Below are 23,524 nucleotides of genomic sequence, written 5' to 3'. Positions count from 1 at the left end.
TACGCTTGTCCCAGTTTAGCCGACCGCCCGGATACGCCGATCACGAAAGCCCATGACGAGCAGACAGGCCCCCTTGCCAGGGCACACAGCACCCAAGGAAAGATCCGTTATCGTGCGTCGCGTATCCCGAGAATGTATGCCGCAGTAAGCGCGACGGCACGGTCCTCGTCATGTGACAGATCCGCGAGGGCTCGTGACGCTGTGGTTCCCGGGATGTCCGCGAGCGCCTGGGTCAGCCGTCGACGGGCGGACGATTCAACGGCGCCGTGGGCGAGGCGATCAACGAGCCTGGTGGCGATCTGATCCGCCAACGCGGGAGGACTCGCCAGCGCGTTCAGCGCATCGGCCGCATCGACGTCATTCGTCCCCTCGACGACCATGTCGATGAGCGTCGGGACCGCGTCGGCCACTCCACGTGCCCCGAGTGCCAGCGCCGCATACCTGCGGACCACGATGTCGGGGCTCGTGAGGGCGTCCCGCAGCAGCGCGGTCGCCTCACCGTCCGGAATCTCGGCGATGGACTGGACGGCACGTTTGCGCACCTCGGCCACCGGTGAGCCGAGGCCCTCCGCCAGCAGCGCCAAGGCGTCATCGCCCGATTGCGCCAGAGCCCATCGAAGGGCTCCGGCGACGTTGGGGTCCGTCTCGCTCAGCGCTGCCTCGACGAGTGCTTCCACTGGCACCGGAACCTCTTCGACCGAGGACAAGGCCGCGCGCTGGCGCTTGCCGGCGCTCTTCGACCCCAGCGCCTGGAGGAGCGCGACGATCTGGAGGACGTCCTCCCAGCCTGCGGGTTCCGCGGCGCCGATCCGGCGCAGTCGCGTGAGCAGCTCCGTCTCAGCGGCGATGCGTTCTCGCGTCTGGCGGATGAGGTCGTCGACGAGCTCCGAGGGCGTGAAGTCCGGATCATCGAACGCGCGCCTGACTTCACGCAGCGACAGCCCCAATGACCGCAGGCTCTCGATATGGAAGATCCGCCGGATGTCCTCGCTGGAGTACTCGCGATAGCCGGCATCGCTGCGACCCGTTGGCCGTACCAGGCCGAGCGAGTCGTAATGCCTGAGCATGCGGGCGCTGACCCCGGCCCGACGTGCCACCTCACCGATCAACACTGCCCCGTCACTCCTCCTTGCCGGTGCCGCCGAGGGCCACGACGCGCTTCGCCTCCTCGATCGCGAACCCGAACGCGGCATCCGGGTCGCGCAACAGCCGTTCCGTGGCGATCGCGTGCGCGCGCACCCGCGGGTCGAGGTCCGTCATCGCGGCGCGCAGCGTCGGCACGATCACCTCGCCGAGCGCGATCAGCGCCCGGCTGAGGCTCAGCTGCATCTCGCGTCCGCCGCGCCCGAGCTGTGTCGACAACACTTCGGCCAACCCGGGCTCTTCACCTGCGGGCACGAGCACGACCGCTGCCCGCCAAGCGCTCCGCGCCACCTCATCGTCGGCGTCGGACAGCAGCGCCCGGGTGATCGCCGGCCACGCCTGCCGATCCCCGATCTTGGACAGCGTGTGCAATGCCTGGCTTCGCGCCTGCGCACGCTCCGAGCGGACTTCCTTGAGCAGCTCTGGGACCGTCATCGACGCCGAGTGGCGGGTGAGTGCCCACGTCAGCATGTCGCGCACATAGAATTCGGGCTCGATCGCGGATCGTTCGATGAGCTTGTCGATGAACCGCGGGTCAGGGGTCGTGCCGGCCGCCAGGGCCGCTCGCAGCCGCACCGACGAGCTGCTGTCCTCCAGCCCTTGGAGAGCTTGAATCGTATCCGTGTCCTGTTTCGGCATGGCCATCGGGACCACCTCCTCGGCAACAGTGAAGACCTTGTCACCGTGTCAAGGTCAAGCGAGGTTGTCGCGCATGCGGTTGAGCATGGCGAGGAGTTGGGTGATCTCGGTGGTGGTGAAGCCGCGGAGCAGGCGGGTGTTGGCGCGGCCGAAGCTGGGGGCGATCTTGGGGAGGAGGGCGCGGCCTGCCGCGGTGAGTTCGATGACGATGGAGCGGCGGTCGGCGGGGTTGCGCTGGCGGCGGATGAGGTTCTTGGCTTCGAGGCGGTCCAGGAGGCGGGTCATGCCGGCGGTGTCGGTGCCGAGGAGGGCGGCGAGGCGGTTGGGGGTGTTGCCGGCGGCGTGCATGAGGAGGGCGGCCTGCTGGGAGGTGACGTCGAAGGGGGCGAGGTCGTCGTCGAGGGCGGTGCGCAGGTCGCGGGCGACCTGGGTGAGCTGGGCGCCGCCCGCGAGGACGAGGTCGAACGGGGGTGCGGGGTCAGGGGTGGCGTCCATGGTCGTCATGGTAGCTGCCCCCGAATTAACTGCTCCGGCATTTGCTGTCGCGACAGCTAAGTGCTAGCTTCGCGGCCATGAACGATGCCCCCCACGTCGACTCCCGCGTACTGGTGGCCGGTGCCGGGATCGGCGGCCTGTGCCTGGCTCAGGGCCTGCGCCGGGCCGGGGTCGGCGTGACCGTCTTCGAAGCCGACCCGTCCCCCGCCTGCCGCGGCCAGGGCCACCGGATCACCCTCAAGTCCGCGGGCGTGCAGGCCCTGCGCTCCTGCCTACCCCCCGAGCTGTACGCGCTGTGCCTGGCCACCTCGATCCGCCCGGCCACCACGATGACCTTCACCGACGAGCGGCTGACACCCCGGTTCAGCAAACCCATCCCGGCGCTGCCGCCCGAGGAACACCTGGGCGTCAACCGGCTGACCCTGCGCGAGATCCTGCTGTCCGGCCTCGGCGGCGACGTGCGCTTCGGCGCCGCCTTCGAGTCCTTCGACCGCACCGCCGACGGCCGCGTCCTGGCCCGCTTCGCCGACGGCTCCACCGCCACCGGGGATCTCCTGGTGGGCGCCGACGGCACCGGCTCGGCCGTGCGGCGGATCATCGCGCCGCACGCGGAACTGGAGGATCTCGGCGGTTTCGTGTACGGCCGGACCACGATCACCCCCGGCCTGCTCGCCTGGCTGCCCGAGGTGCTGCTGGACAGCTTCAACCGGGTCACCGGCCCGGTGGGCGCGATGTCGGTGGCCACCTGCCGCCGCCACACCCCCGCCGCGGGCCCCGGCCTGACCGGCATTCCCGATTATCTGGCCTGGACGGTCGACGGCTGGCCGGACGGACCGCCCACCGGCGCCCGTCCCGAGGAACTGCACCGGCTGGCCGCCGAGATGGTCGGCGGCTGGCACCCGGCGGCACGCCGCGTCGTGGCCGAAGCCGACGTGGCGGCCACGTTCGCGGTGCGCCTGCGCTCAGCGCTCCCGTTCCCGCCGTGGCAGGCCCCGGGCGTGACCCTGCTCGGCGACGCCGCGCACACGATGTCGCCGGGCCGCGGCGAGGGCGCGAACATCGCGTTGAAGGACGCCGCCCTGCTGGCCGCCGAGATCACGGCCGCGCGCCCCGGCGGCCTGGCCGCGGCGGTGGCGCGGTACGAACGAGAGATGTTCGCCTACGCCTTCGAAGCGGTCGCCGCCTCCCGCGACCACCCCTTCGCTCCCCGGCGCCGGTAAACGCGGAAGCGTTTCACCGTAGCGGCGCGAAGCCGGCCAGGACGCGGCCAATCGAGGAGCGGCCTTCGCGAGCAGGGGCGTTCCATCCCGTTCCACCCGGGGTTGCGGGAACAGGTGGCGGACGCGGTCGAATGCGTGTTCTACTGATCTCTATGCCATGGGATGCTCTCCCCCTGCTGGACGGGGGCCCGCAGCGGCCGCGGATCGAGCGGCAGGCGGTGACCCGGGAGTTCGGCGGTCTGACCTGCTACGAGGTGGCGGCGCGGGTGGCGCTGGAGCGGATTCCCGCGGCGGCGGAACTGCCGTTCGGGTGGGCGGCCAGCCCCTACCGGGGCTGCCAGGCGGGGTGCCGGTACTGTGCGGGCCGGCGCGGGCACCGCTATCTCGGCCTGGACGCGGGCGACGATTTCGACTCGCGGGTCGTGGTGAAGACGAATCTGGCCGACCGGCTGCGCCGGGAGCTGGCCTCGCCGCGCTGGCAGGGCGAGCCGGTGGCCTTGGGCCTGACCGGGGACTGCTACCAGCCCGCGGAGGAGACCTACCGGCTGATGCCGCAGATCATCCGGGCGCTGGCCGAGGCGGGCAATCCGTTCACGGTGCTGACCAAGAGCCCGCTCATCCTGCGGGACGCGCCGGAGCTGCGGGAGGCGGGCAAGCTCACCCGGGCGCGGGCGGCGGTGTCGGTCGGTTTCGTGGACGAGAAGATCCGGCGCGGTCTGGAGCCGGGCGCGGCGGGGGCGCAGCGGCGGCTGGAGGTGTGCGCGGCGCTCAACGACGGCGGCGTGCCGTGCGAGGTGCTGATGGCGCCGATCCTGCCGTTGATCACCGATTCGGCCGACCATCTGCGGGCCACGGTCCGGCGGGCGGCCGAGGCCGGGGCGGTCGCGGTCACGCCGGTGGTGCTGCGGCTGCCGCCGGGGGCGCGGGAGTGGTTCATGGCGTGGCTGGAGCGCGAGCATCCCGGCCTGGTCCCCCGCTACGCCGCCCTGTACGGCAAGTCGCCCGCCGCGCCGCCGGAGTATCGGGCGGGCATCGCGGCGCAGGTGGCGGTGCTGGCGGAGACGTACGGAATCGGGCGTTCCGCCCGCGGGTGGAAGCGGCGCCGCTCCCCCGCCCGCCAGCTGTCGCTGGTGTGAGCCCCGGGCTCGTGGCGGGCCCTCAAGCCCCGCCCTGTACGGTTAAAGCATGTTCAACCGTAAGCCCATCGAGGAGCGTATCGCCGATCGGGTCGCCAAGCGGCCGCCGCTGAAGGAGGGCAAGCACTTCGAGCACAAGCCCGCCCTCATCGTCTTCCTGATCGTGATCGGCCTGGTGGTGGTGAAGTTCATCGGCGCGTTCCTGCTGATGCGACTGGGCGTGCACTAAGAGGGCGTTGCGTGAGACGAGCCCGGTGCCGGACTCGGCCTGGATCCGCCTGCCGGTGCCACTCAGCTTCGCAGCACCGCTCAGTGGATGGAGCCGGGCAGGGAGGGGCGGGCGGCCTGCGCGAGGACGGTGGCGATCTGGGGGGCCTGGGTCTCGGGGAGGAGAGCGGCGGTCACGGCAAGGTGCGGGGCGGCCTGCGGGCGGATCTGGTATGGAGTGCCCGGGGCGCAGCCGATGCCGTGGCTGCTGAGCAGCATCAGGGCGGCGGCCTCGTTCTCCACCGGCACCCACACCACGATGCCGTCCTGGCCGCCGACCTGTACGCCCTGGTCGGCTAGCGCGTCGACCAGGGCCGTGCGCCGCCGGGCGTACTGACGGCGGGCCTGCTGTACCTGCTGTTCGGGCTCGGCGTGGGTGAGCAGGTCCAGCAGCAGCCACTGCAGTAGCCGACTGGTCCAGCCCTGACCCAGATGGCGGCGCCTGATCAGCGGGTCCATCAACGCGGCCGACCCGCCCACCGCGGCAAGGCGCAGATCGGGGCCGTGCGACTCGGAATAGGCGCGGATGTGCACAGCCAGATCCGGCACGTGTTCGCCGACGGTGACCAACGGCGTGGCGGCGATGCCGGCGCACAGGTCGAACTCCACCAGCAGGACATCTTGGCCCCGTAGGACCGCGGCCAGCTCGGTGGCTCGCTCGGGGGCCAGGCACATACCGGTCGGGCTGTGCGCGCGTGGTTGCAGGAACACCGCACGCACACCGGCGTCGAGCGCGTCGCGGAGGGAGGAGGGGACCGGGCCGGCCTCATCGAGTTCGAGGGGGACGATCCGTGCGCCCGTGGCCTCCAGCAGGTCCAGCAGCGGGGGGTAGCTGGGGTGCTCGACCGCGACGCGGTCACCGAACTGCAGGCAGGTCATGGTGATCAGGTCGAGTGCGTCGGTGGCCCCGTCGGCCATGGTGATGATCTCGGCGGGCGAGGGCCAGTCCGCCATCAGGTGGTCGCGAAGCTGTGGCACGATGGGTTCGGCCAGGAAGCTTTCCAACGTTCCGCCGCGCGGGACGCGCTGCAGCGACGGCCCCAGGTCGGGCAGCAACGCCGGGTCGGGCAGCCCGGTGGACAGGTCGATCTCGAAGCGTCCCTCGTATTGCAGGGCGCGGCGGTGCCGGACCGGTCCCTGCCCGGCGCCGTCGGCGACGACGGTGCCGCGGGCGCCGTCGGCGTGGATGAGGTTGGCCCGCGCCAGCAGGCGCCAGGCCGCGCTCACCGTCGTCGGGGAGAGGCTGAGTTCCCGGGCGACGGCGCGTATGGATGGCAGTCTCTCCCCCGGGACGACCGCACCGGCTCGTACGGCACGGCTGAACGCGTCGGCCAGGCCACGGGCGCTGAGCTCGGTCAGCTCCGCCTTTACCGCTTCGATCATTACTGTAATGTATCGTTTTTCGGTTTGTACTGCCATGTGGCGGTACATCGTCGTCGCGGACGGGTCGTCACGGCGGTGGGGGCGCGGCGCCGGCCGGGCCGGAGTTCGTCCAGCCGAGGTTCGTCCAGACGGTGCGGTCCGGTCGGCCCAGGGCGACGCGCACGGCCGGGGGCGAGGTCAAAGTGAACTCCGCGCTGCAGAACGTCGCACTGGCCCGCTCGGGAGTGGGTAGCACGCACACCCCGTCCGACGACGAGCTGAGCAGCGTCTCGAGGTCGCCGGACGCGCGTACCCGGTCAAGACCGGCTCTCAGGGCCTGCAGCCGTTGGTAGGTCGTCGGGGATATCTGGCGGACGGCGGCGACGTCGCCGGCGATGGACTCGTCGGGCCACCACAGTGGATGGTTGGTGTGCACGAGTTCGTCTCGCCGCGGCCCGGCCGCCCATCCGCGCGCGGAGCACTCATAGCTGTGCAGGCCATGCCGGTCGGCGATGGCGTAGTGCTGGCCGGAGGCGTGCGGCACGGAGGTCAGGTAACCGGCGGCCGTAACGGCGTCGCGGTGCCCGAGCACCTCGCGGACGATGAACGCCACCGGCATCCCGGTGGCGGCGGCCGGCAGTATGCCCAGGGTGTTCACGCAGCACGCCAGGCCGGCGGCGTTGACGCCGAGGAGCCCGATCAGCCCGGCGGCGGTCAGGACGAGTTGGTCGGGCCGCCGGCCGTCGCCGGCTATGCGCAGCACGGCCTGGGAGCCGTCCATCGACAGCGGCAGGTCCATGTTCTGGCCCAGCACGAAGTCCGGGCCGTTACGGACGGCAGTGCCGATGACGCTGCACCCGGTGTTGCTCTTGCGGTCGAACCGCCACTGCTCGTCCATCATGTTGTAGACCAGCATGTCGTCGGCCGGCTGGTTGCTGGCCGCGGCGATCGCCAGCACCTCCTGGTAGAGGTCGGGGCTGGCCGATGCGATCGTCTTGACGAAGCCGGTGGAGGCCAGGAACGCCCGCACGTAGGCTCGCGGGCCATCGCCGGTGCGCCGGCCGATGTCGGCCCGCCAGCGGTCCAGACTGTCAGCGATCAGGTCCCGTAGCTCCTCGCCGTGCGCGGCGCCGCGCGATGCCCCGTCGCCGGACATGTCGATCAGCCTGCCGCAAAGCCCGTTACCCGGGGAATCGGACGGTCCCGGGGCGGCGGGCGGGTGGGCGGGATCTTCGGGGGTGGCACTCATCACGGCGGCTCGTTCCTTGCGGTCATCCGGCTTCAAGGCGGGGCACATCCCTCCGAAACATAAGTGACACATCATTGGTACACAAGAATATTTTTGTGCTGTCACATTCCTGAACAGGTAAAAGGCGCAATTGGGGCGATGATTTGTAACAGCACAAGATTGCTCTTGTGTGTGGACAATGGAGGGGATACGGTACGTGAACCATCGAGGAGGGAGGCGGAGTGGTGCGGACCTTCACACCCCAGACCGCCCTGGCCATGGCGTTCGTCAGCGCCTAGGACGGGTCCCCAGGCCGCGGAGCCTGACCCGTCAACTTGCAACAGTACAAGATTTCTATTGTGTGTTCGCATGGGAACACATAGCATTCCGGCACGTAAAACAGTGGTGCTTTCGTGATCGTCGGCGTTCATGGCCCAACGTGGGTTCTCGGGGTGCCCCGGGCTGAACGTCCCGGACGGCTTTGCGGAACGGCCACCGTGGAACAGGAGAGACAGATGGCGCGAGCATGGCCACTGTTCAAGTCGTCCACCCGTAGAAAATCTGCGCGCAGAGCCGAGATCGCGGTCGCCGTCGCGACCCTTGCCGCCAGCGTCTCGTGCGCCGCCGCAGGCGGCGGTTCCCCGGCGAAGGGCCCGAGCGGCGCGCAACTGGTCTGGGGCAAGTCGGCCGACGCCGATGTGCTGGACCCGCCGGCCGCCGGGAACGCCACGTCCTGGGAGCTTCTGGACCTCACGTACGAGAACCTTGTCGGCCTTGACGACGGCCTGAAGGTCGTGCCGGAGCTGGCGACCTCCTGGGATCAGATCTCCCCGACCGAGTACCTCTTCCACCTGCGTAAAGGGGTGAAGTTCGCCAACGGGCGCGAGTTGACCGCCGACGACGTCGTCGGCAGCCTGCAGCGCCTTATCGACCCCGCGACGGCCTCGATCTGGGCCGGCCAACTCGGGATCGCGAGCGTCGGCGCCGACGGGGACACGCGGGTGCGGGTGAAGTTGCTCAAGCCCAAGACGCCGTTCGTGGCGGCACTGGCCGGCAGTCCGGCGGCCGTGCTGCCGATGAAGGAGCTCAAGGCCGGCACGTTCGACCCCAAGAAGCAGCTTCTGGGCACCGGCCCGTTCAAGGCCGTGGCCCACTCCCAGGGCGAGTCGTGGACCTTCGAGCGCAACCCGTACCACTGGCGCACCGGAGTGCCGGCGGTCGACAAGCTCACGGTGCGCATCATGCCCGACGACGCGGCACGGGCGGCGGCACTGCGCGACGGCAGCGTGGATTTCACCACCTTCGAGGTGCCCGACTCCATCCGCCTGCTGGAAGGGCAGGCCAACGTCAAGACGGTGGTGCAGTCGACGACCGACTACTACCGGGTGGACGTCAACGCCACCTCCTCCATCTTCCGCGACGACCGGCTGCGCGAGGCGCTGGCCCTGTCGATCGACCGGGAGAAGATCAAGAACGTCGCGCTGGGCGGCGTGGGCCGCGCGTCGGCGGCCGTGCCACCCGCCTTCGCCGGGGTATGCGATCCGGCGACCGTCCCCTTCGGCAAGCCCGACGCCCAGCGCGCCCGGCAACTGGTGGCCGCCGCGGGCGCCACCGGCAAGACCGTGGAGATCAGCACCATCTCCCTGGTCCCGATGTCCTCCCCGATCGCCCAGGTCATCCAGCAGAACCTGCAGGACGCCGGCCTGCGCGTGCGCATCGCCGCGCTGGACATCGGTGCGGTGATGAAGCGCGCCTACAGCGGCAAGGACGCCGACTTCGACCTGGTGGTGAGCTGGTCGGCCGGCTATGCCGATCCGGCCATGGACCTCGCCTGGTACGACCCCGAACTCGTCGGCTTCAACAAGGGCTTTGTCAAGCCCGACCCGCGACTGCACTCGCTGATCTTGGACGGGCTGGCCACCGAGCCCGGCGACCGGCGCACCAAGCTGTTCCGCGACGCCTGCGAGCGCATCGCGCAGAACGCCAACATCATCCCCGTCGTGACCAAGGATGCGATCGTCGCGTACCGGTCGGACACGACCTCGGTCAGCATCCTGCCGGTGGAAGGGTACGCCCTGCCGCTGCGGCAGCTGGCCGAGTTCGAGGCCAAGTGATGGCGCCGTCCGGCGGCCTGCGCTACTTCGCCGGTCGCCTGGTCACCGGCGCGGTGACCTTGTGGGTGGTCTCCGTGCTGGTGTTCTCCGCCGTGCACCTGGTGCCCGGCGGTTACCCCGACATCGTCCTGGGGCCGGCCTCCTCTCCGCAGGTACGCGAGGCGCTGCGGGCCGAGTTCGGCCTGGACCGGCCGCTGGTGCTGCAGTACCTGGAATGGGTACGCCACGTGCTCACCGGCGACCTGGGCACCTCACTGGGCACCGGTGAGCCGGTGTCCGCGCAGCTCATGCGGCGCCTGCCGGTGACCGCCGAACTGGCGGGGCTGTCGCTGGCCCTGACCGTGCTGGCCGGGGTGCCGCTGGCGCTGCTGGCCGGGCTGTCGCGCGGGCGGTTCGGCCGCGGGCTGAGCCGGCTGGTGGGGTCCTCGGCGATGAGCGTCCCGGACTTCGTGCTGGGCAGCCTGCTGGTGTTCCTGTTCTCGCGGTTCTCCCTCGGCCTGCCGGTCGGCGGCTACGTGCCGCTGGCAGAGGACCCGGTGGCCAACCTGCGCTCCATGGCCCTGCCGGCGCTGACGCTGAGCGTGTTCGGCCTGGCGCTGGTGGTGCGGACCGGGCGCGACGCGGTGGCCGCGACCTTCAGCTCCCCGCACATCGCCGCCGCCCTGGCCCGCGGCGAGCGCATCGGCCAGGTGACCCGCCACCACGTCCTGCGCAACGCCGCCATCCCGGTGCTGACCGTGCTGGCCACCTACGCCGGTTATCTCATGGGCGGCGCGGTGATCGTCGAGAACCTGTTCTCCCTGCCAGGAGTGGCCCAAGCCGTGCTGAACGCGATCAACGGCCGGGACTACGCGACGGTGCAGGGCCTGGTCCTGGTCGCGGCGGCGGTGTTCATCGCAATCAACCTGCTGGCCGACTTCGCCTACGGCGTGGTCGATCCCCGAATCCGGGCCGGTCACCGCGGATGACGACCCCGACCACCACCACGCATCCCCAGGGACGGTGACCCCATGAGTGCCATTACCGCCTCACCTGCTTCGACCGGCCCGCCGCCTGCGGCGGCGCCGCGGCGGCACCTGCCCTTCCACGGCGACGCCCTGTCCCGGCTGGGCCTGCTCCTGCTGATCGGCTTCCTGCTGGTAGCGGTGTTCGGTGCCTGGCTGCCGCTAGGCGATCCGGAGGCGGTCAACGCCGGACCCCGGCTGGCGGCGCCCTCGGGGCGGCTATGGGCGGGCACCGACAGCCTGGGACGCTCGGTGCTGCCCCGGCTGGTCGAAGGGATCCGCACCACGTTCCTGCTGGCCGGCACCGCGGTGATGGTCACCGCCGCGGTCAGCGTGCTGCTGGGCATGATGGCCGCCTACTACCGGGGCCTGGTCGCCGAGCTGATCACCCGCGGCGCGGATGTGCTGTTCGCCTTTCCCGCACTGCTGCTGGCGATCCTGCTGGCGGCGATCGTCGGCCCGGGCGCGCCGGGAGCGCTGATCAGCATCGTGCTGATCTGCAGCCCGCTGATGGTACGCGTGGTACGCGCCGCGTCGTTGTCGGTGGTCGACCGGGACTTCGTGGTGGCCGCCCGGGTCGGCGGCGCCGGTCCGGGACGGATCCTGCTGGTGCACCTGCTGCCCAACATCGCGGGCCCGGCGGTGGTGCAGGCGACGTACGCGCTGTCGGTCGGCATGTTGCTCGAAAGCGGGCTGAGCTTCCTCGGCCTCGGCCTGCAGCCGCCAAGCGCCTCACTGGGCTCGCTGGTGCACGAGGGCGCGGTCTACCTGCCCATCGCGCCGTGGCTGGTGCTGATCCCCGGCACGCTGCTCACTCTGGCCATCATGGCGGTCAACCTGGTCGGCGACGGGTTGCGCGACGCGCTGGACGTACGCGGTGTGGAGGTGCGCCGATGAGCGCCGAAACGGGCTCGGCCGCCCCGGTGCTGGCCGCCACCGACCTGGTGATCGAGTACAGCACCCGGAACGGCCCCATTCGCTCCCTGGACCAGGCCACGCTCACCGTGGGATCAGGGCAGATCGTGGCGCTGGTCGGGGAGTCGGGGTCGGGTAAGAGCACGCTGGGCATGGCGACCGGCCGGCTCCTGGCCTCGAACGCGGTGTACGCCGGCGGGCTGCTGTCGGTGGCCGGCCGCCCGGTGTACGGCCCCGGCGCCCAGGGCGGCGAAGGGCTACGGGCGTTGCGGCGCGAGGTTCTGGCGTTCGTGTTCCAGAACCCGGTCGCCGCGCTGAATCCCACCATGCGGATTCGCCGGCAGATGGAGTTGGCCGGTCCCGCCGGGCGCGAGGCCCGGGATGGGTCGTCGGCGGCCGAGGCGCTGGGCGAGGTCGGGCTGACCGACGTGCCGCGGGTGCTGCGGTCTTACCCGCACGAGCTGTCCGGCGGAATGGCCCAGCGGGTCGGCATCGCGATGGCGCTGCGCCGCCGTCCCCGGCTGCTGATCGCCGACGAGCCGACCGCGGCCGTGGACGCGACGCTTCGGGCCCAGATCCTGAACCTGCTGGTGTCGCAGTGCCGCGACCAGGGGTGTGCGCTACTGCTGCTGACCCACGACCTGCACGCGGTGGCGCAGCACACCGAGCAGATCGCGGTGATGTACGGCGGCCGGATGGTCGAGCACGGCCCCACCGCCGAGGTGCTCGGCCGCCCGATGCACCCCTACACCCGCGCTTTGGTCGCCGCGCTGCCGGGCGAGGAGCGGCCCGGCCGGCGGCTGGAGGCGATCGGTGGCGTGCCGCCGGTGCTGCACGCCGGCTGCCCGGGTTGCGCCTTCGCCCCGCGCTGCCCCGACGCCCTGCCAAACTGCCGGGACGTGCGCCCCGCGGACGCGGCCGTCGCCGGGCGGACGCTCACCTGCCACCTGCATCCCGGCGAGATCGGCGACCCGTCTGCGGCGCCGAACGACGCCGGCCGCCCACGTGCCACCGAGGCCGGGCGGCGTCACCTGGACAAGGAACAGGAGGCGGCCAGATGAGCGTCCTCGACCACGGCCCGGTCGACCCGGCTCCGGTCGAGCCCGGCCGACCCCCGGTGGTCTCGGCGCGGGACGTCGTCGTCGCCTACCGGACCGGCCATGGCCGTCGCGCGGAGCAGGTGCACGCCCTCAAGGGCGTGTCGCTGGACATCATGCCGGGCCAGACCCTCGGCGTGGTCGGCGAGTCCGGCTCGGGCAAGACCACCTTGGGCCGGGTGCTGCTCGGCCTGGTCCGGCCCACCAGCGGTCAGGTCCTGTTCGATGGCCTGCCGGTGACCGGCCGGGGCACCGCCCGGCGGCTGCGCGGGCGGCTGCAGGTCGTGCTGCAGAACCCCGACTGGTCGCTCAACCCCACGCTGCACGTGTGGCGATCGGTCGCCGAACCGCTCGCCGTGACCGGCCGGACCGCGCGGCGCGCCCGCCGCGAAGCCGTCGCCGACATGCTCGTCCTGGTCGGCCTGGACCCGGCGTTGGCCGACCGGCACCCCCACCAGCTCTCCGGCGGTCAGCGACAACGCGTCGCCATCGCCCGAGCCATGATCACCCGGCCGGATCTGATCGTCTTCGACGAGGCGGTCACCGCCCTGGACGTCTCGGTCCAGACCCAGGTCCTCAACCTCATCCGCGACCTGCAGGCCGAGCGAGGCTTCGCCGCCCTGTTCATCTCCCACGACATCGCGGCCGTCCGCTACGTATCCCACGGCCTGGCCGTGACCTACCACGGCCAGATCGTGGAAAGCGGCCCGGTCGAGCGGTTCTACGACCGGGCCGAGCACCCCTACACCCGGCGGCTCATCGGCGCCATGCCCACCATCACCAAGCCCACCAGCACCATGCAAACGACCCGGCCGGTGAGCCGGCGAGAGAAGGACGACCTGCCATGACAGCACAGGCGACCCGCACCGCCTTCGTCGGCGCGACCCTGATCGACGGCACCGGAGCGCTGCCCGTCGCCGACACGGCGGTGGTGGTCGGCGACGGGCGCATCACCTGGGTGGGGGCGCGCGCCGACCTGGAGCACGCCCCGGACCTGCGTATCGTCGACACCGGTGGCAAGTACATGATCCCCGGCCTGCTGGACGCCAACGTCCACCTGCTCATCCATGTGGACCCCGACGTATTGCTCAGGTACGCCCCCGGCTGCTACGACGAGCTGGTGCTGGAGGCCGCCCAGATAGCGCTGCGCGCCGGCGTCACGACGGTCTTCGACACCTGGGGGCCGCTTGAGTCGCTGCGCCGCGTCCGGGACCGGATCAACGCCGGGCAGGCGATCGGCAGCCGGGTCTTCTGCGCCGGCAACATCATCGGCAACGGCGGGCCCTACTCGGCCGACTTCTTCCCCAACCTCGGCGCGGGCCTGAGCTCGTCGGTGGTGGAAGCGATCAACCGGCACTGGGAGCAGGGGGTCGGAGCCGCGCTGACCTGGATGCCGGCCGCGGACGTACGCGTGGCGGTGCGCGAGTACATCGCCACCAGTGACATCGACTTCGTCAAGTACGCCTCCAGTTCCCACGCCCACAGCCGGTTCCTGGCCCTGTCCCCCGACTCCCAGCGGGCGATCGTGGAGGAGGCGCACGCGGCCGGGATGACCGTGCAGGCGTGCACGCAGTCGCCCGAGGCGCTCAAGGCCGCCATCGACGCGGGCGTCGACCTGCTCCAGCATGGCGACGTCACCGGCCTGCACCCGATGCCGGAGGAGACCCTCGACCGCATCGTCGAACGGCGGCTGCCGTGCGTGGCGTTCCTGTACACCCAGCGGCACACCACCGCCTTCCTGGAGCGCAAGCCCCAATGGCACGGCAACGACGCCTGGGGCGAGGTCATGATGGTCAAGGACCTCAACGACCGCAAGCTCGTCAAGGCCGGCGCCATGCTGCTGCTGGGCAACGACATGGGCGTCTATGGGCCGACCGCCGAGACGAGCCCCATGTGGGGGCCATTCCAATCCGGCATTCCCGACGTGCCCACGCACCTGGGCCGCTCGCACATCTTCTGGCTACGCGCCGCCATCGAACGCGACATGGCGCCGATGGACGCGCTGCTCGCCACGACCAGCAACATCGCCCAGGCGTACGGCAGGCTGGACGAACTCGGCACCGTCGAGCCGGGCAAGCGGGCCGACCTGCTCATCCTGGACGCCGACCCGCTGGCCGATCCGGACAACTACGCCCGCATCGCGCACGTGGTGAAGGACGGCGAGCTCGTCGACCGCGACCGCCTGCCCGAGCACCCGGTCCTGACCCGGTGACCGCCGTCTTGAGTATCCGCCGCCGGGGAAAGGATGTGTGATCATGCGTGGCGACCTTCGGGACACCGCGGAGTTCGCGGCCGTGGCGGAGCACGTCCGGCGCCTGCACGAGCCGGCGTTCGGCCGGCCGCACGATCTGGCCGAACCGCACGTCACCGCCGACGGCGCCCGCGTCGTGGTCACCGGCTCGGTCTTCGACGAACTGATCGGCAGACCTCGTACCGGGCTGTACACCGTCGAAGGCGGCGCGCTATCGGCGGTGACCACCGCCGCCGGCTCGGCCCGGTGGGGGCGGTTCTCGCCGGACGGTGCCCGGCTCGCCTTCCTGTCCGACCGCGCCCGGCCCGGCGTGTTCCAGCTCTACCTGCTCGGCGCCGGCTCCCCGGGTGAGGCGGCCCCGGCGCCGTCCGTACCGGGATCGGTGGAATACGCCCACTGGTCGCCGGACGGGCGGCGGATTCTGCTCGGCGTGGCCGGCTTGGGCGCCGACCTGGCCGCGACCCAGGGCGCCGTGGCCAACACCACCGTCGACGCCGGACTGCCGGACTGGCATCCGCTGATCGAGGACGGCGCTACCGAGTCGGCCTGGCGCACCCTGTGGCTCTACAGCCTCGACGACGGCGACCTGACACAGGTCTCGGCTGGGGGCATGAACTGCTGGGAGGCGGCCTGGTGCGGTCTGTCCACCGTGGTGACGGTGGCGTCCGACACGCCCGACGAGGACGCCTGGTACACCTCCCGCCTCATGTCCATCGACACCGGTACGGGCACGACCCGGGAACTGCTGCGCGGCCGATTCCAGCTCGGCCTACCGGCCGGGTCGCCGGACGGCCGGTACGTGGCGGTCGTCCAGGCCGTCTGCAGCGACAGGTGGATCGTGGCCGGCGACCTGACCCTCATCGACCCGGCCTCGGGGACCACCTCCGGCATCGACACCGCGGGCACCGACGTGAGCTGCCTGCAGTGGATCGACACCGACCGGCTGGGCTACCTGGGACAGCGTCACCTGGACTCCGTCGCGGGAGTCGTGGACGTGCGCACCGGCGAGGTCACCGAGCTGTTCTCCACCTCCAATTCCTGCGGCGGCCTGTATCCCGACGGAGCCTTCACCCGCGACGGCAGGGTCGTGGTCGCCGAATCGGCTTACGGCCTGCCGCCCCAGGTCGCCGTGCTCGGCCCCGGCGCCGCCGGGGTGGCGGCATCCACGCGGCATGCCGGATGCGACTACCTGCTGTCGGTCGCGGGTTCCGCCGAGGCGATCACCTGGCTGGCGCCGGACGGCCAGGTGATCGAAGGGCTGCTGTGCCGCCCGGCGGGGAAGGGGCCCTTTCCGCTGGTGGTCAATATCCACGGCGGACCGGTCTGGGCCTTCCGCGACGCGTGGTCCATGAAGTCGCCCCTGGTGCCGCTGCTGGTGTCCCGGGGATACGCGGTGCTCAACCCCAACCCCCGTGGCAGCGGGGGCCGCGGCCGGGACTTCGCCGCGCACGTGGTCGGCGACATGGGCGGTGGCGACGCCCTCGACATCCTGGCCGGCGTCGACACGCTCGTGGGCAAGGGGCTGGCCGACCCCGCACGGATCGGCCTGATCGGGACGAGCTACGGAGGGTTCATGACGGCATGGCTGGTCACCCAGGATCAGCGGTTCGCGGCCGCGGTGCCGATCGCGCCTATCACCGACTGGTACAGCCAGTCCTTCACCAGCAACATCGCCGGCTGGGGGAACGCCTTTCTGCGCTGCGACCCCCAAGAGCCGGGCACGATGGCCCACACCCGCAGCCCGGTGCTGCGGGCCGGCAACGTCCGCACGCCCTGCCTCAGCGTCGCGGGAGCCGGTGATCACTGCACCCCTCCGGGCCAGGCACGCGAATTCCACCAGGCGCTGCTGGCCCACGGCGTGGAGTCGGTTCTGGCGATCTACCCTCAGGAAGGGCACGGGGTCCGCTCCTACCCGGCGATCACCGACTTGCTGACCCGCGTTCTCTCCTGGTTTTCCACCCACATGCCCCCGACGGCCTGATTACGCTCTCTAAGGCTCAGGACTCCGAGGAGTCCTCGCCCTTCAGGGCGCTGCCGCTCTTCCATTTGGCGTACGACATCTGCCAGAAGCCCCACCCGTTGTTCCACTCCAGCTCCCGGTCGGTGCCCACGACGGTGACCACGTCGCCGCGGTGGAAGTTGTCGTAGAACCACTTGGCCTGGGTGGGGGAGGCGTTGACGCAGCCGTGGCTGACGTTGGCGCGGCCCTGGGAGCCGACCGACCAGGGGGCGGAGTGCACGTACTCGCCGCTGTTGGAGATGCGGACGGCGTGGTTGACGATCTCCTTGTAGTAGCCGGGATCGCCTTCCTTCTTGCCCGGGGAGATCATGGTCTCGGGGTTGTGCTTGGACATGGTCAGGTGCACGCCGCTGGTGGTGGTGTATTCGCGGGTGGTGGCCTTGCCGGCGCTGATCTTCATGGTCTGGACGACCTTGCCGTCCTTCTTGACGACCATCATGTGGGTCTTGGTGTTGACCACGCTGACCAGGCGGGCGCCGATCTTGATGGTGTGGGTGAAGGACTTGGTGCCGTACATGTCGGGGCCGCCGCGGATGCCGGTGAGGTCGGCGGTGAAGGTGACCTTCTGGTGGGCGGGCCAGTACTTGGCGGGCCGGTAGATGACCAGGCGGTCGCTGATCCACCGCCAGGCGCCCTCGGCGGGCTTCTCCGCGTCGACCTTGAGGGCGGCCTCGACGGCGGCCTTGTTGGTGACGGCCTGGTTGAAGGTGACCATGATGGGCATGCCGACGCCGACGGTCTCGCCCTTGATGCCGGGGGTCACGTCGGCGACGGCCAGCTCGGCTTTGGGCTTGAGGGTGGTGAACTCGCTGGTCGCGGTGGTGGGGCCGCCTTCGCCGGTGGCCTTGGCCGACACGGTGTAGGTGCTGGAGGGCCGCAACGGCTTGTTGGAGGTCCACTTCGTTCGGTCGGCGTCGAATTCGCCCTCGACGTGTTCGCCGTCCGATTCGACGAGGACTTCCTCCAGCGAACCGCCTTCGGAGGTCACGACGACGTTCTTATCGGGTCTGACCCGGTTGGTGCCCTCGGCGGGGACGATCGTGATCGCCGGCGCGGGGATCGGTGGCTTCTCGGTCGCCTGGGGTGCGCTGCCACCGCCGAGCAGGCCGCCGCCGGACCCGCTGGTGCATGCCGAAAGCAGCACCGTCATCGTAACGGCGATCGTGGCGATCACGCCGGCCGGCCAGGTGCCGCGCGTCTTGCTGTTCAGCACAACCTCTCCCCCACGGTGGCAAAGTGCACCCAAAGACACTATTAGGGCTGGCCGCATGTGTCCGCATCTTTCTGGAGAGTTAGCTCACATTTTGGTAGCGAAACCAGGCCAAATCGGCGCCCTGAAGAGTAAAGTCCGCGCCTGCCGTTTTGATTCCCGCTTGACCTAGAGATCCAGGCGGTGAGTGAGGCCGGTGTGGCGGCGGCCGGCGCCGCGGGTGCGTACGGCCTGACCGAGGGCGCGGCGCGAGCCGACGATGACGACCAGGCGTTTGGCGCGGGTGATGGCGGTGTAGAGGAGATTGCGCTGCAGCATCATCCAGGCGCTGGTGGCCAGCGGGATGACCACGGCGGGATATTCGCTGCCCTGGGAGCGGTGGATGGAGACGGCGTAGGCGTGGGCCAGCTCGTCGAGCTCGTCGAAGGCGTAGTCGACGTTCTCGTCCTCGTCGGTCAGGACGGTGAGCCGGTTCTCCTCGGGGGTGATGCCGGTGACGACGCCGACGGTGCCGTTGAAGACCCCGGCCGCGCCCTTGTCGTAGTTGTTGCGCAGCTGGGTGACCTTGTCGCCGATCCGGAAGACCCGGCCGCCGTAGCGGCGTTCCGGCATGCCCTCGCGGGCGGGGGTGAGGGCTTCCTGCAGGGCCAGGTTGAGGGCGCCCGCGCCGGCGGCGCCGCGGTGCATGGGGGCCAGGACCTGGACGTCGCGGCGCGGGTTGAGGCCGAACTTGGCGGGGATGCGGCGGGCGGCCACGTCCACGGTCATTGCGGCGATCTCCTCCGGCTCCTCGCAGGGGAACAGGAAGAAGTCGCGGAACTCGCGGACCAGGGGGGACTGGCCGTTGTTGACGCGGTGGGCGTTGACCACGACGCCGGACTCGGCGGCCTGGCGGAAGATCTGGGTGAGCCGCACCCGGGGCACGCCGGGGGCGGCGAGCAGGTCGCGCAGGACCTCGCCGGCGCCGACGGAGGGGAGCTGGTCGACGTCGCCGACGAACAGCAGGTGCGCGCCGGGGGCGACGGCCTTGGCGAGCTTGTTGGCCAGCAGCAGGTCGAGCATGGAGGCCTCGTCGACGACGACCAGGTCGGCGTCGAGGGGGTTGTCGCGGTCGAAGGTGGCCTCGCCGCCGGGGCGCAGCTGCAGCAGCCGGTGCACGGTGGTGGCCTCGTGGCCGGTCAGCTCGGACAGGCGTTTGGCGGCCCGGCCGGTGGGGGCGGCCAGGATGACCTTGGCGCGTTTGGCGCGGGCCAGTTCGACGATGGAGCGGACGGTGAAGCTCTTGCCGCAGCCGGGGCCGCCGGTGAGGACGGCGACCTTCTCGGTGAGCGCCAGCCGTACGGCCTGGTCCTGCTCGGCGGCCAGGGCGGCGCCGGTGCGGGTTTTGAGCCAGGCCAGGGCGGCCGGCCAGTCGACGTCGGCGAAGGCGCGGAGGCGGTCGCCCGAGGTGGTGAGCAGGCCGCGCAGGGTGGCGGTGAGGGACTGCTCGGCGCGGTGGAAGGGCACCAGGTAGACGGCCGGGACGGTGCCGTCCCCGGCGGGGACGTCCTCGCGGACGACGCCTTCGGCGGCCGCGAGCTCTTCCAGGCAGGTGGCGACCAGGTCGGCGGGCACGTCGAGGATCTTGACGGCGTCGGCGACGAGGTTGGGGGCGGGCAGGAAGCAGTGGCCGTCGTCGGCGGCCTGGGAGAGGGTGTAGCGCAGGCCGGCTTTGACGCGCTGCGGGCTGTCGTGCGGGATGCCGACGGCCTGGGCGATGGTGTCGGCGGTCTTGAAGCCGATCCCCCAGACCTCGTCGGCCAGCCGGTAGGGCTCGGCGCGGACGACGGTGATGGACTGCTCGCCGTACTGCTTGAAGATGCGCACGGCGATGGAGGTGGAGACGCCGACGCCCTGCAGGAAGATCATCACCTCTTTGATGATCTTCTGTTCCTCCCAGGCGGCGCCGATCATCTTGGTGCGTTTGGGGCCCAGGCCCGGGACCTCGACCAGGCGCGCGGGTTCCTCCTCGATGACGCGCAGGGTGTCGGCGCCGAAGTGGCCGACGATGCGTTCGGCCATTTTCGGGCCGATGCCCTTGATCAGGCCGGAGCCGAGGTAGCGCTGGATGCCCTGGACGGTGGCGGGCAGCACGGTGGTGTAGGACCACACCTCGAACTGGCGGCCGTAGCGGGGGTGGGAGATCCAGCGGCCGGTCAGGCGCAGCGACTCCCCCGGCTGCGCGCCGAGCAGCGGCCCGACCACGGTGAGCAGCTCGGCGCCGGAACGTTCGGTGGCGACCCTGGCGATGGTGTAGCCGGTCTCCTCGTTGGCATAAGTGACACGTTCCAGCACCGCGTCGAGGCTGGCGCCCTCCACCGCTTCTCCCTTCTGGTCGTGGCTGCGAGCGTAGCGGTTTCTTCGTGATCGGCTGGCGGGGGCGGGCGCGACGGTGTACGACGGAGGCACCAACGACGGGGAGCCGATATGAGCGTGAAAGTGACCATCGAACCGGTACGACGGCCCGGGCTGCGGGCCGAGCAGGTGCGCGAGCTGGCGCGCGGCCACGCGCAGGTGCGGGGGCACCTGGAGCAGGTCGAGGAGCTGATCGCCGGCGACGCGGCGGCCCTCGGCCACGACCCGGGGCCCGGCGCGGCCTTCCGGGCGCACGTCTTCGACCCGGTCGGCAACCGCGCCGTGGAGCTGCGCGGCACCCTGGACCGGCTCGACGAGGTCGAGGTGCGGCCCAGCGCGGTCCGGCCCCGCCCGCAGCCCGGCGAGCTCGCGGCCGCGGCGGAGATCCTGCGCGGCGACCATCGCTTCCCGTCCGGCGAGGATGTGGTCATCTACGAGCCGATGCCGCCGCTGGCCGATCTGGAACGGCCCGACGGGAGCCTGGTGCGGCGGCCCACGCTGGGCGTCTACAACCCGGCGGGCGGGCCCCGCCACCAGATCGTCGCCGTCGACCTGGCCGCCCACGAGGTGGACTGGCATCCGGCCGACGTGGCCGCCCACACCGACGACGACTGCGAGAAGCACCTGCCCGAAGGGGTCGGCTCGCTCGTCGACCGGGGCGGCCCCGACCAGGTGCGGGTCCGCGTGGTCCGTGACGGCGTCGAGTTATGGAACCTGGTGGTGGTGCGCCCGCGCGCCTCCCAGCCCGCCCCCGACGGCGCCGGCGTCGAGCTGCTGAACGTCCGCTACCGGGGCAAGCTGGTCCTGCGGCAGGCGCACATGCCGGTCCTGAACGTCCTGTACGGCGACGGCGAGACCAACTTCCGCGACTGGGCCAACCAGGAGACGGTGTTCAAGGCCACCGGTGAGGACCCGGCCGGCTGGGGCTGGCGGCTGTGCTCCGCGCCGCCGCAGACCATCCTGGAACGCCCCGACGACGACCGCGGCAACTTCCAGGGCGTCGCGTTCCACCACGACGGGGAGGAGCTGCGCATCGTCAGCGAGCTGCAGGCCGGCTGGTACCGGTACGTGTCGGACTGGCGGCTGGCCGACGACGGCACCATCCGCCCCCGGTTCGGCTTCGCCGGCACCAAGGACCCGATGACGTGCAACCGGCACCAGCACCACGCGTACTGGCGGCTCGACTTCGACCTGGACGGGGCCGCCAACGACACCGTCGAGCAGCTGCAGGACGGCGGCGGCATCGTCCTGGACAGCGTCCCCATCAAGCGGGAGACCGCGCGGCGGCGGCGCGGCACGATCAAGGGCTGGCAGGTGCTGGACAAGAAGACCCGGCGCGGCTACCAGATCTGGCCGGGCGAGCACGACTCCAGCTCCGACTCCTACGGCGTCGCCGACGCCTGGTTCCTGCGCCACCGCGCCACCGAACTGCACGACGGCGGCCACATGGGGCGCCCCTCCGACAGCAAGACCCATCTCAACAAATTCCTGGACGGGGAGGACATCGACGGCGCCAACCTGGTCGTCTGGTACGCGGGTCATTTCCTGCACGACCAGGCCGCGCCGGAACCCCATCAGGGACACATCGTGGGGCCTGACCTGATCCCGGTGCGGGAGGACTAGCCTGTCGCCCATGGTTCTCGAAAGCACGGGCCGCGCCCTGCTCCACCGGCTGGCCGCGGAACAGGCCGAGTGCCGGGTTCCCTCGCTGGTCGCCGCCCTGGTCCGGGGAGGCGAGACCGTGTGGTTCGGGGCGCGTGGCCGCGTCTCCGGCGCGCCGCCGACGCCCGGGACGCGGTACCGGCTGGGGTCGATCACCAAGAGCATGGTGGCGGTGCTGGTGCTGCGGCTGCGCGACGAGGGCGAGCTGGACCTGCTCGACCCCCTGGACAAGCACCTTCCCGGCACGCCGGTCGGGGACCTCACGCTGGCGCAGCTGCTGTCCCACACCGGCGGGCTGACCGCCGAGCCGCCCGGCGAGTGGTGGGAGCGCACCCCCGGCGCGCCCGCCGCCGGTCTGCTCGGCGATCTCGGTCCCGAGATCGCCCGCCACCGTCCCGGGCGGCGCTTCCACTACTCCAATGTCGGGTACGGGCTGCTGGGCGAGCTGGTGGCCCGCAAACGCGGCATGGGGTGGGCGCAGGCCGTCCGCGAGGAGATCCTGGAGCCGCTCGGGATGGGGGCGGTGACCGAGCGCGCCGAACCGCCGCACGCGCAGGGGTTCGCCGTGCACCCGTGGGCGGACGTGCTGCTGCCCGAACCCGAGCACGACGCCGGCGGGATGGCCCCCGCCGGGCAGCTGTGGAGCGGGGCCGCCGACCTGGCCCGGTGGGCGGCCTTCCTGGCCGGAGACGGCGGCGGCGTGCTGCGGGCGAGCACCCTGGCCGAGATGCGCGAGCCGGCCGCCGTGGAGGACGGCCCCTCCTGGGAACGCGGGTACGGCCTGGGCCTGCAGCTGGCCCGCCACGGGGGCCGGATGCTGGCCGGGCACACCGGGTCGATGCCCGGCTTCCTGGCCACGGTGTGGACCGACCCGGCCGACGGGGTCGGCGTGCTGTTCCTGGCCAACACCACCTCAGGCGTGCGCGGGCGGCTGCTGTTCGACCTGCTGGACATCCTGGCCGAGCACGAGCCGCCGCTGCCCGCCGAATGGCAACCGGCCGCCGCCGACGCGGACCTGCTCGCCCTGACGGGGCCCTGGTACTGGGGGCCGACCGCGTACGCGCTGCGCCTGCTCCCCCGGCGCGGCCTGTCCCTGACCCCGCTCGGGGCGGTCGGTCGGGCGTCCCGGTTCGCCGCCCAGGCGGACGGGACCTGGCTCGGGCTGGACGGGTATTACGCGGGTGAGACGCTGCGGGTAGAACATCATCCCGGGGGTGTGCATATTTCCCTCAACACGTTCATCTTCAGCCGCGAACCCTACGATCAATCTGCCCCGATTCCTGGAGGTGTGGACCCCGAAGGGTGGCGATGACCGTTTGTGTTTGGTCGCTCGCGGAGCGCAGCGGCCGATAGGTTTGGGGCGTCGA

At 71.3% G+C, this 23,524-nt stretch carries 19 protein-coding genes; 12 read left to right on the top strand and 7 right to left on the bottom strand.

Going from position 1 to position 23,524, the window contains the following annotated elements; all coding sequences use genetic code 11:
- Nucleotides 1-107: 107 nt before the first annotated feature.
- From Amac_RS20260 to Amac_RS20250, 3 genes are read right to left on the bottom strand one after another with little or no spacing between them, the layout of a single operon-like run.
- Nucleotides 108-1,112, bottom strand: coding sequence for a HEAT repeat domain-containing protein (locus tag Amac_RS20260; protein WP_155355947.1), 1,005 nt, complete (start codon nt 1,110-1,112; stop codon nt 108-110).
- Between the two features lie 7 nt (nt 1,113-1,119).
- Nucleotides 1,120-1,788: a HEAT repeat domain-containing protein gene (locus Amac_RS20255; RefSeq protein ID WP_155355946.1), complete on the bottom strand. Its 669-nt coding sequence runs from the start codon at nt 1,786-1,788 to the stop codon at nt 1,120-1,122.
- A gap of 48 nt (nt 1,789-1,836) precedes the next feature.
- Nucleotides 1,837-2,277, bottom strand: coding sequence for a MarR family winged helix-turn-helix transcriptional regulator (locus Amac_RS20250; protein WP_170322574.1), 441 nt, complete (start codon nt 2,275-2,277; stop codon nt 1,837-1,839).
- Nucleotides 2,278-2,354: 77 nt separating this feature from the next.
- On the opposite strand from Amac_RS20250, the gene Amac_RS20245 reads away from it, so the two are divergent.
- The 3 genes from Amac_RS20245 to Amac_RS20235 all read left to right on the top strand — a co-directional run bounded on the left by Amac_RS20245 (nt 2,355) and on the right by Amac_RS20235 (nt 4,862).
- Nucleotides 2,355-3,497: an FAD-dependent oxidoreductase gene (locus Amac_RS20245; protein WP_155355944.1), complete on the top strand. Its 1,143-nt coding sequence runs from the start codon at nt 2,355-2,357 to the stop codon at nt 3,495-3,497.
- Nucleotides 3,498-3,649: 152 nt separating this feature from the next.
- Complete coding sequence (locus Amac_RS20240) at nt 3,650-4,633, top strand: radical SAM protein (protein WP_155355943.1); 984 nt, start codon at nt 3,650-3,652, stop codon at nt 4,631-4,633.
- Nucleotides 4,634-4,682: 49 nt separating this feature from the next.
- The gene (locus Amac_RS20235) at nt 4,683-4,862 is read left to right on the top strand and encodes a hypothetical protein (protein ID WP_155355942.1); all 180 of its coding nucleotides are present in this window, start codon (nt 4,683-4,685) and stop codon (nt 4,860-4,862) included.
- 80 nt (nt 4,863-4,942) lie between these two features.
- Here Amac_RS20235 and Amac_RS20230 read toward each other — a convergent pair whose 3' ends face one another.
- Together Amac_RS20230 and Amac_RS20225 are read right to left on the bottom strand one after the other, a co-directional pair.
- Entirely contained in the window at nt 4,943-6,283 is a 1,341-nt protein-coding gene (locus tag Amac_RS20230; protein WP_170322573.1) for an aminotransferase class I/II-fold pyridoxal phosphate-dependent enzyme, read from the bottom strand.
- Nucleotides 6,284-6,350: 67 nt separating this feature from the next.
- Nucleotides 6,351-7,511, bottom strand: coding sequence for a C45 family autoproteolytic acyltransferase/hydrolase (locus Amac_RS20225; protein ID WP_170322572.1), 1,161 nt, complete (start codon nt 7,509-7,511; stop codon nt 6,351-6,353).
- 494 nt (nt 7,512-8,005) lie between these two features.
- Here Amac_RS20225 and Amac_RS20220 point away from each other — a divergent pair, with 494 nt between their 5' ends.
- The 7 genes from Amac_RS20220 to Amac_RS20190 are packed head-to-tail and all read left to right on the top strand — an operon-like array spanning nt 8,006 to nt 16,852.
- Nucleotides 8,006-9,604 (top strand): ABC transporter substrate-binding protein, encoded by a 1,599-nt coding sequence (locus Amac_RS20220; protein ID WP_155355939.1) that lies wholly within the window; start codon nt 8,006-8,008, stop codon nt 9,602-9,604.
- A complete protein-coding gene (locus Amac_RS20215) occupies nt 9,604-10,572 on the top strand; it encodes an ABC transporter permease (protein ID WP_155355938.1) in 969 nt (322 codons plus the stop codon). The genes Amac_RS20220 and Amac_RS20215 overlap by 1 nt, the downstream gene beginning before the upstream one ends.
- Nucleotides 10,573-10,614: 42 nt before the next feature.
- The gene (locus tag Amac_RS20210; protein ID WP_155355937.1) at nt 10,615-11,505 is read left to right on the top strand and encodes an ABC transporter permease; all 891 of its coding nucleotides are present in this window, start codon (nt 10,615-10,617) and stop codon (nt 11,503-11,505) included.
- Complete coding sequence (locus tag Amac_RS20205; RefSeq protein ID WP_155355936.1) at nt 11,502-12,584, top strand: ABC transporter ATP-binding protein; 1,083 nt, start codon at nt 11,502-11,504, stop codon at nt 12,582-12,584. The genes Amac_RS20210 and Amac_RS20205 overlap by 4 nt, the downstream gene beginning before the upstream one ends.
- Nucleotides 12,581-13,468, top strand: coding sequence for an ABC transporter ATP-binding protein (locus Amac_RS20200; protein WP_155355935.1), 888 nt, complete (start codon nt 12,581-12,583; stop codon nt 13,466-13,468). The genes Amac_RS20205 and Amac_RS20200 overlap by 4 nt, the downstream gene beginning before the upstream one ends.
- Complete coding sequence (locus Amac_RS20195; protein WP_155355934.1) at nt 13,465-14,832, top strand: amidohydrolase family protein; 1,368 nt, start codon at nt 13,465-13,467, stop codon at nt 14,830-14,832. The genes Amac_RS20200 and Amac_RS20195 overlap by 4 nt, the downstream gene beginning before the upstream one ends.
- A 43-nt stretch (nt 14,833-14,875) precedes the next feature.
- Complete coding sequence (locus Amac_RS20190; protein ID WP_155355933.1) at nt 14,876-16,852, top strand: S9 family peptidase; 1,977 nt, start codon at nt 14,876-14,878, stop codon at nt 16,850-16,852.
- Between the two features lie 16 nt (nt 16,853-16,868).
- On the opposite strand, the gene Amac_RS20185 is transcribed toward Amac_RS20190, so the two are convergent.
- Both Amac_RS20185 and recD2 read right to left on the bottom strand, forming a co-directional pair.
- Nucleotides 16,869-18,104, bottom strand: coding sequence for a L,D-transpeptidase (locus Amac_RS20185; protein ID WP_246268507.1), 1,236 nt, complete (start codon nt 18,102-18,104; stop codon nt 16,869-16,871).
- 165 nt (nt 18,105-18,269) lie between these two features.
- Nucleotides 18,270-20,459, bottom strand: a complete 2,190-nt coding sequence (gene recD2 / locus Amac_RS20180; RefSeq protein ID WP_155355932.1) for an SF1B family DNA helicase RecD2 — start codon at nt 20,457-20,459, stop codon at nt 18,270-18,272.
- Between the two features lie 108 nt (nt 20,460-20,567).
- Here recD2 and Amac_RS20175 point away from each other — a divergent pair, with 108 nt between their 5' ends.
- Both Amac_RS20175 and Amac_RS20170 read left to right on the top strand, forming a co-directional pair.
- The gene (locus tag Amac_RS20175) at nt 20,568-22,118 is read left to right on the top strand and encodes a hypothetical protein (protein ID WP_155355931.1); all 1,551 of its coding nucleotides are present in this window, start codon (nt 20,568-20,570) and stop codon (nt 22,116-22,118) included.
- A 10-nt stretch (nt 22,119-22,128) separates the two neighbouring features.
- Nucleotides 22,129-23,469 (top strand): serine hydrolase domain-containing protein, encoded by a 1,341-nt coding sequence (locus Amac_RS20170; protein ID WP_155355930.1) that lies wholly within the window; start codon nt 22,129-22,131, stop codon nt 23,467-23,469.
- Nucleotides 23,470-23,524: the final 55 nt, after the last annotated feature.

The organism is Acrocarpospora macrocephala (assembly GCF_009687865.1).
In the GTDB taxonomy this organism is placed as follows: Bacteria; Actinomycetota; Actinomycetes; order Streptosporangiales; family Streptosporangiaceae; genus Acrocarpospora; species Acrocarpospora macrocephala.
This window is presented reverse-complemented; position numbering and strand designations above follow the sequence as displayed.

Coding starts and splice junctions, on each gene's coding strand:
- Amac_RS20190 (WP_155355933.1), top strand. CDS start 14,876: ATGCGTGGCGACCTTCGGGACACCGCGGAGTTCGCGGCCGTGGCGGAG.
- Amac_RS20210 (WP_155355937.1), top strand. CDS start 10,615: ATGAGTGCCATTACCGCCTCACCTGCTTCGACCGGCCCGCCGCCTGCG.
- Amac_RS20225 (WP_170322572.1), bottom strand. CDS start 7,511: ATGAGTGCCACCCCCGAAGATCCCGCCCACCCGCCCGCCGCCCCGGGA.
- Amac_RS20250 (WP_170322574.1), bottom strand. CDS start 2,277: ATGGACGCCACCCCTGACCCCGCACCCCCGTTCGACCTCGTCCTCGCG.
- Amac_RS20220 (WP_155355939.1), top strand. CDS start 8,006: ATGGCGCGAGCATGGCCACTGTTCAAGTCGTCCACCCGTAGAAAATCT.
- Amac_RS20175 (WP_155355931.1), top strand. CDS start 20,568: ATGAGCGTGAAAGTGACCATCGAACCGGTACGACGGCCCGGGCTGCGG.
- Amac_RS20170 (WP_155355930.1), top strand. CDS start 22,129: ATGGTTCTCGAAAGCACGGGCCGCGCCCTGCTCCACCGGCTGGCCGCG.
- Amac_RS20245 (WP_155355944.1), top strand. CDS start 2,355: ATGAACGATGCCCCCCACGTCGACTCCCGCGTACTGGTGGCCGGTGCC.
- Amac_RS20200 (WP_155355935.1), top strand. CDS start 12,581: ATGAGCGTCCTCGACCACGGCCCGGTCGACCCGGCTCCGGTCGAGCCC.
- Amac_RS20235 (WP_155355942.1), top strand. CDS start 4,683: ATGTTCAACCGTAAGCCCATCGAGGAGCGTATCGCCGATCGGGTCGCC.
- Amac_RS20205 (WP_155355936.1), top strand. CDS start 11,502: ATGAGCGCCGAAACGGGCTCGGCCGCCCCGGTGCTGGCCGCCACCGAC.
- Amac_RS20195 (WP_155355934.1), top strand. CDS start 13,465: ATGACAGCACAGGCGACCCGCACCGCCTTCGTCGGCGCGACCCTGATC.
- Amac_RS20240 (WP_155355943.1), top strand. CDS start 3,650: ATGCCATGGGATGCTCTCCCCCTGCTGGACGGGGGCCCGCAGCGGCCG.
- Amac_RS20255 (WP_155355946.1), bottom strand. CDS start 1,788: ATGGCCATGCCGAAACAGGACACGGATACGATTCAAGCTCTCCAAGGG.
- Amac_RS20230 (WP_170322573.1), bottom strand. CDS start 6,283: ATGATCGAAGCGGTAAAGGCGGAGCTGACCGAGCTCAGCGCCCGTGGC.
- Amac_RS20215 (WP_155355938.1), top strand. CDS start 9,604: ATGGCGCCGTCCGGCGGCCTGCGCTACTTCGCCGGTCGCCTGGTCACC.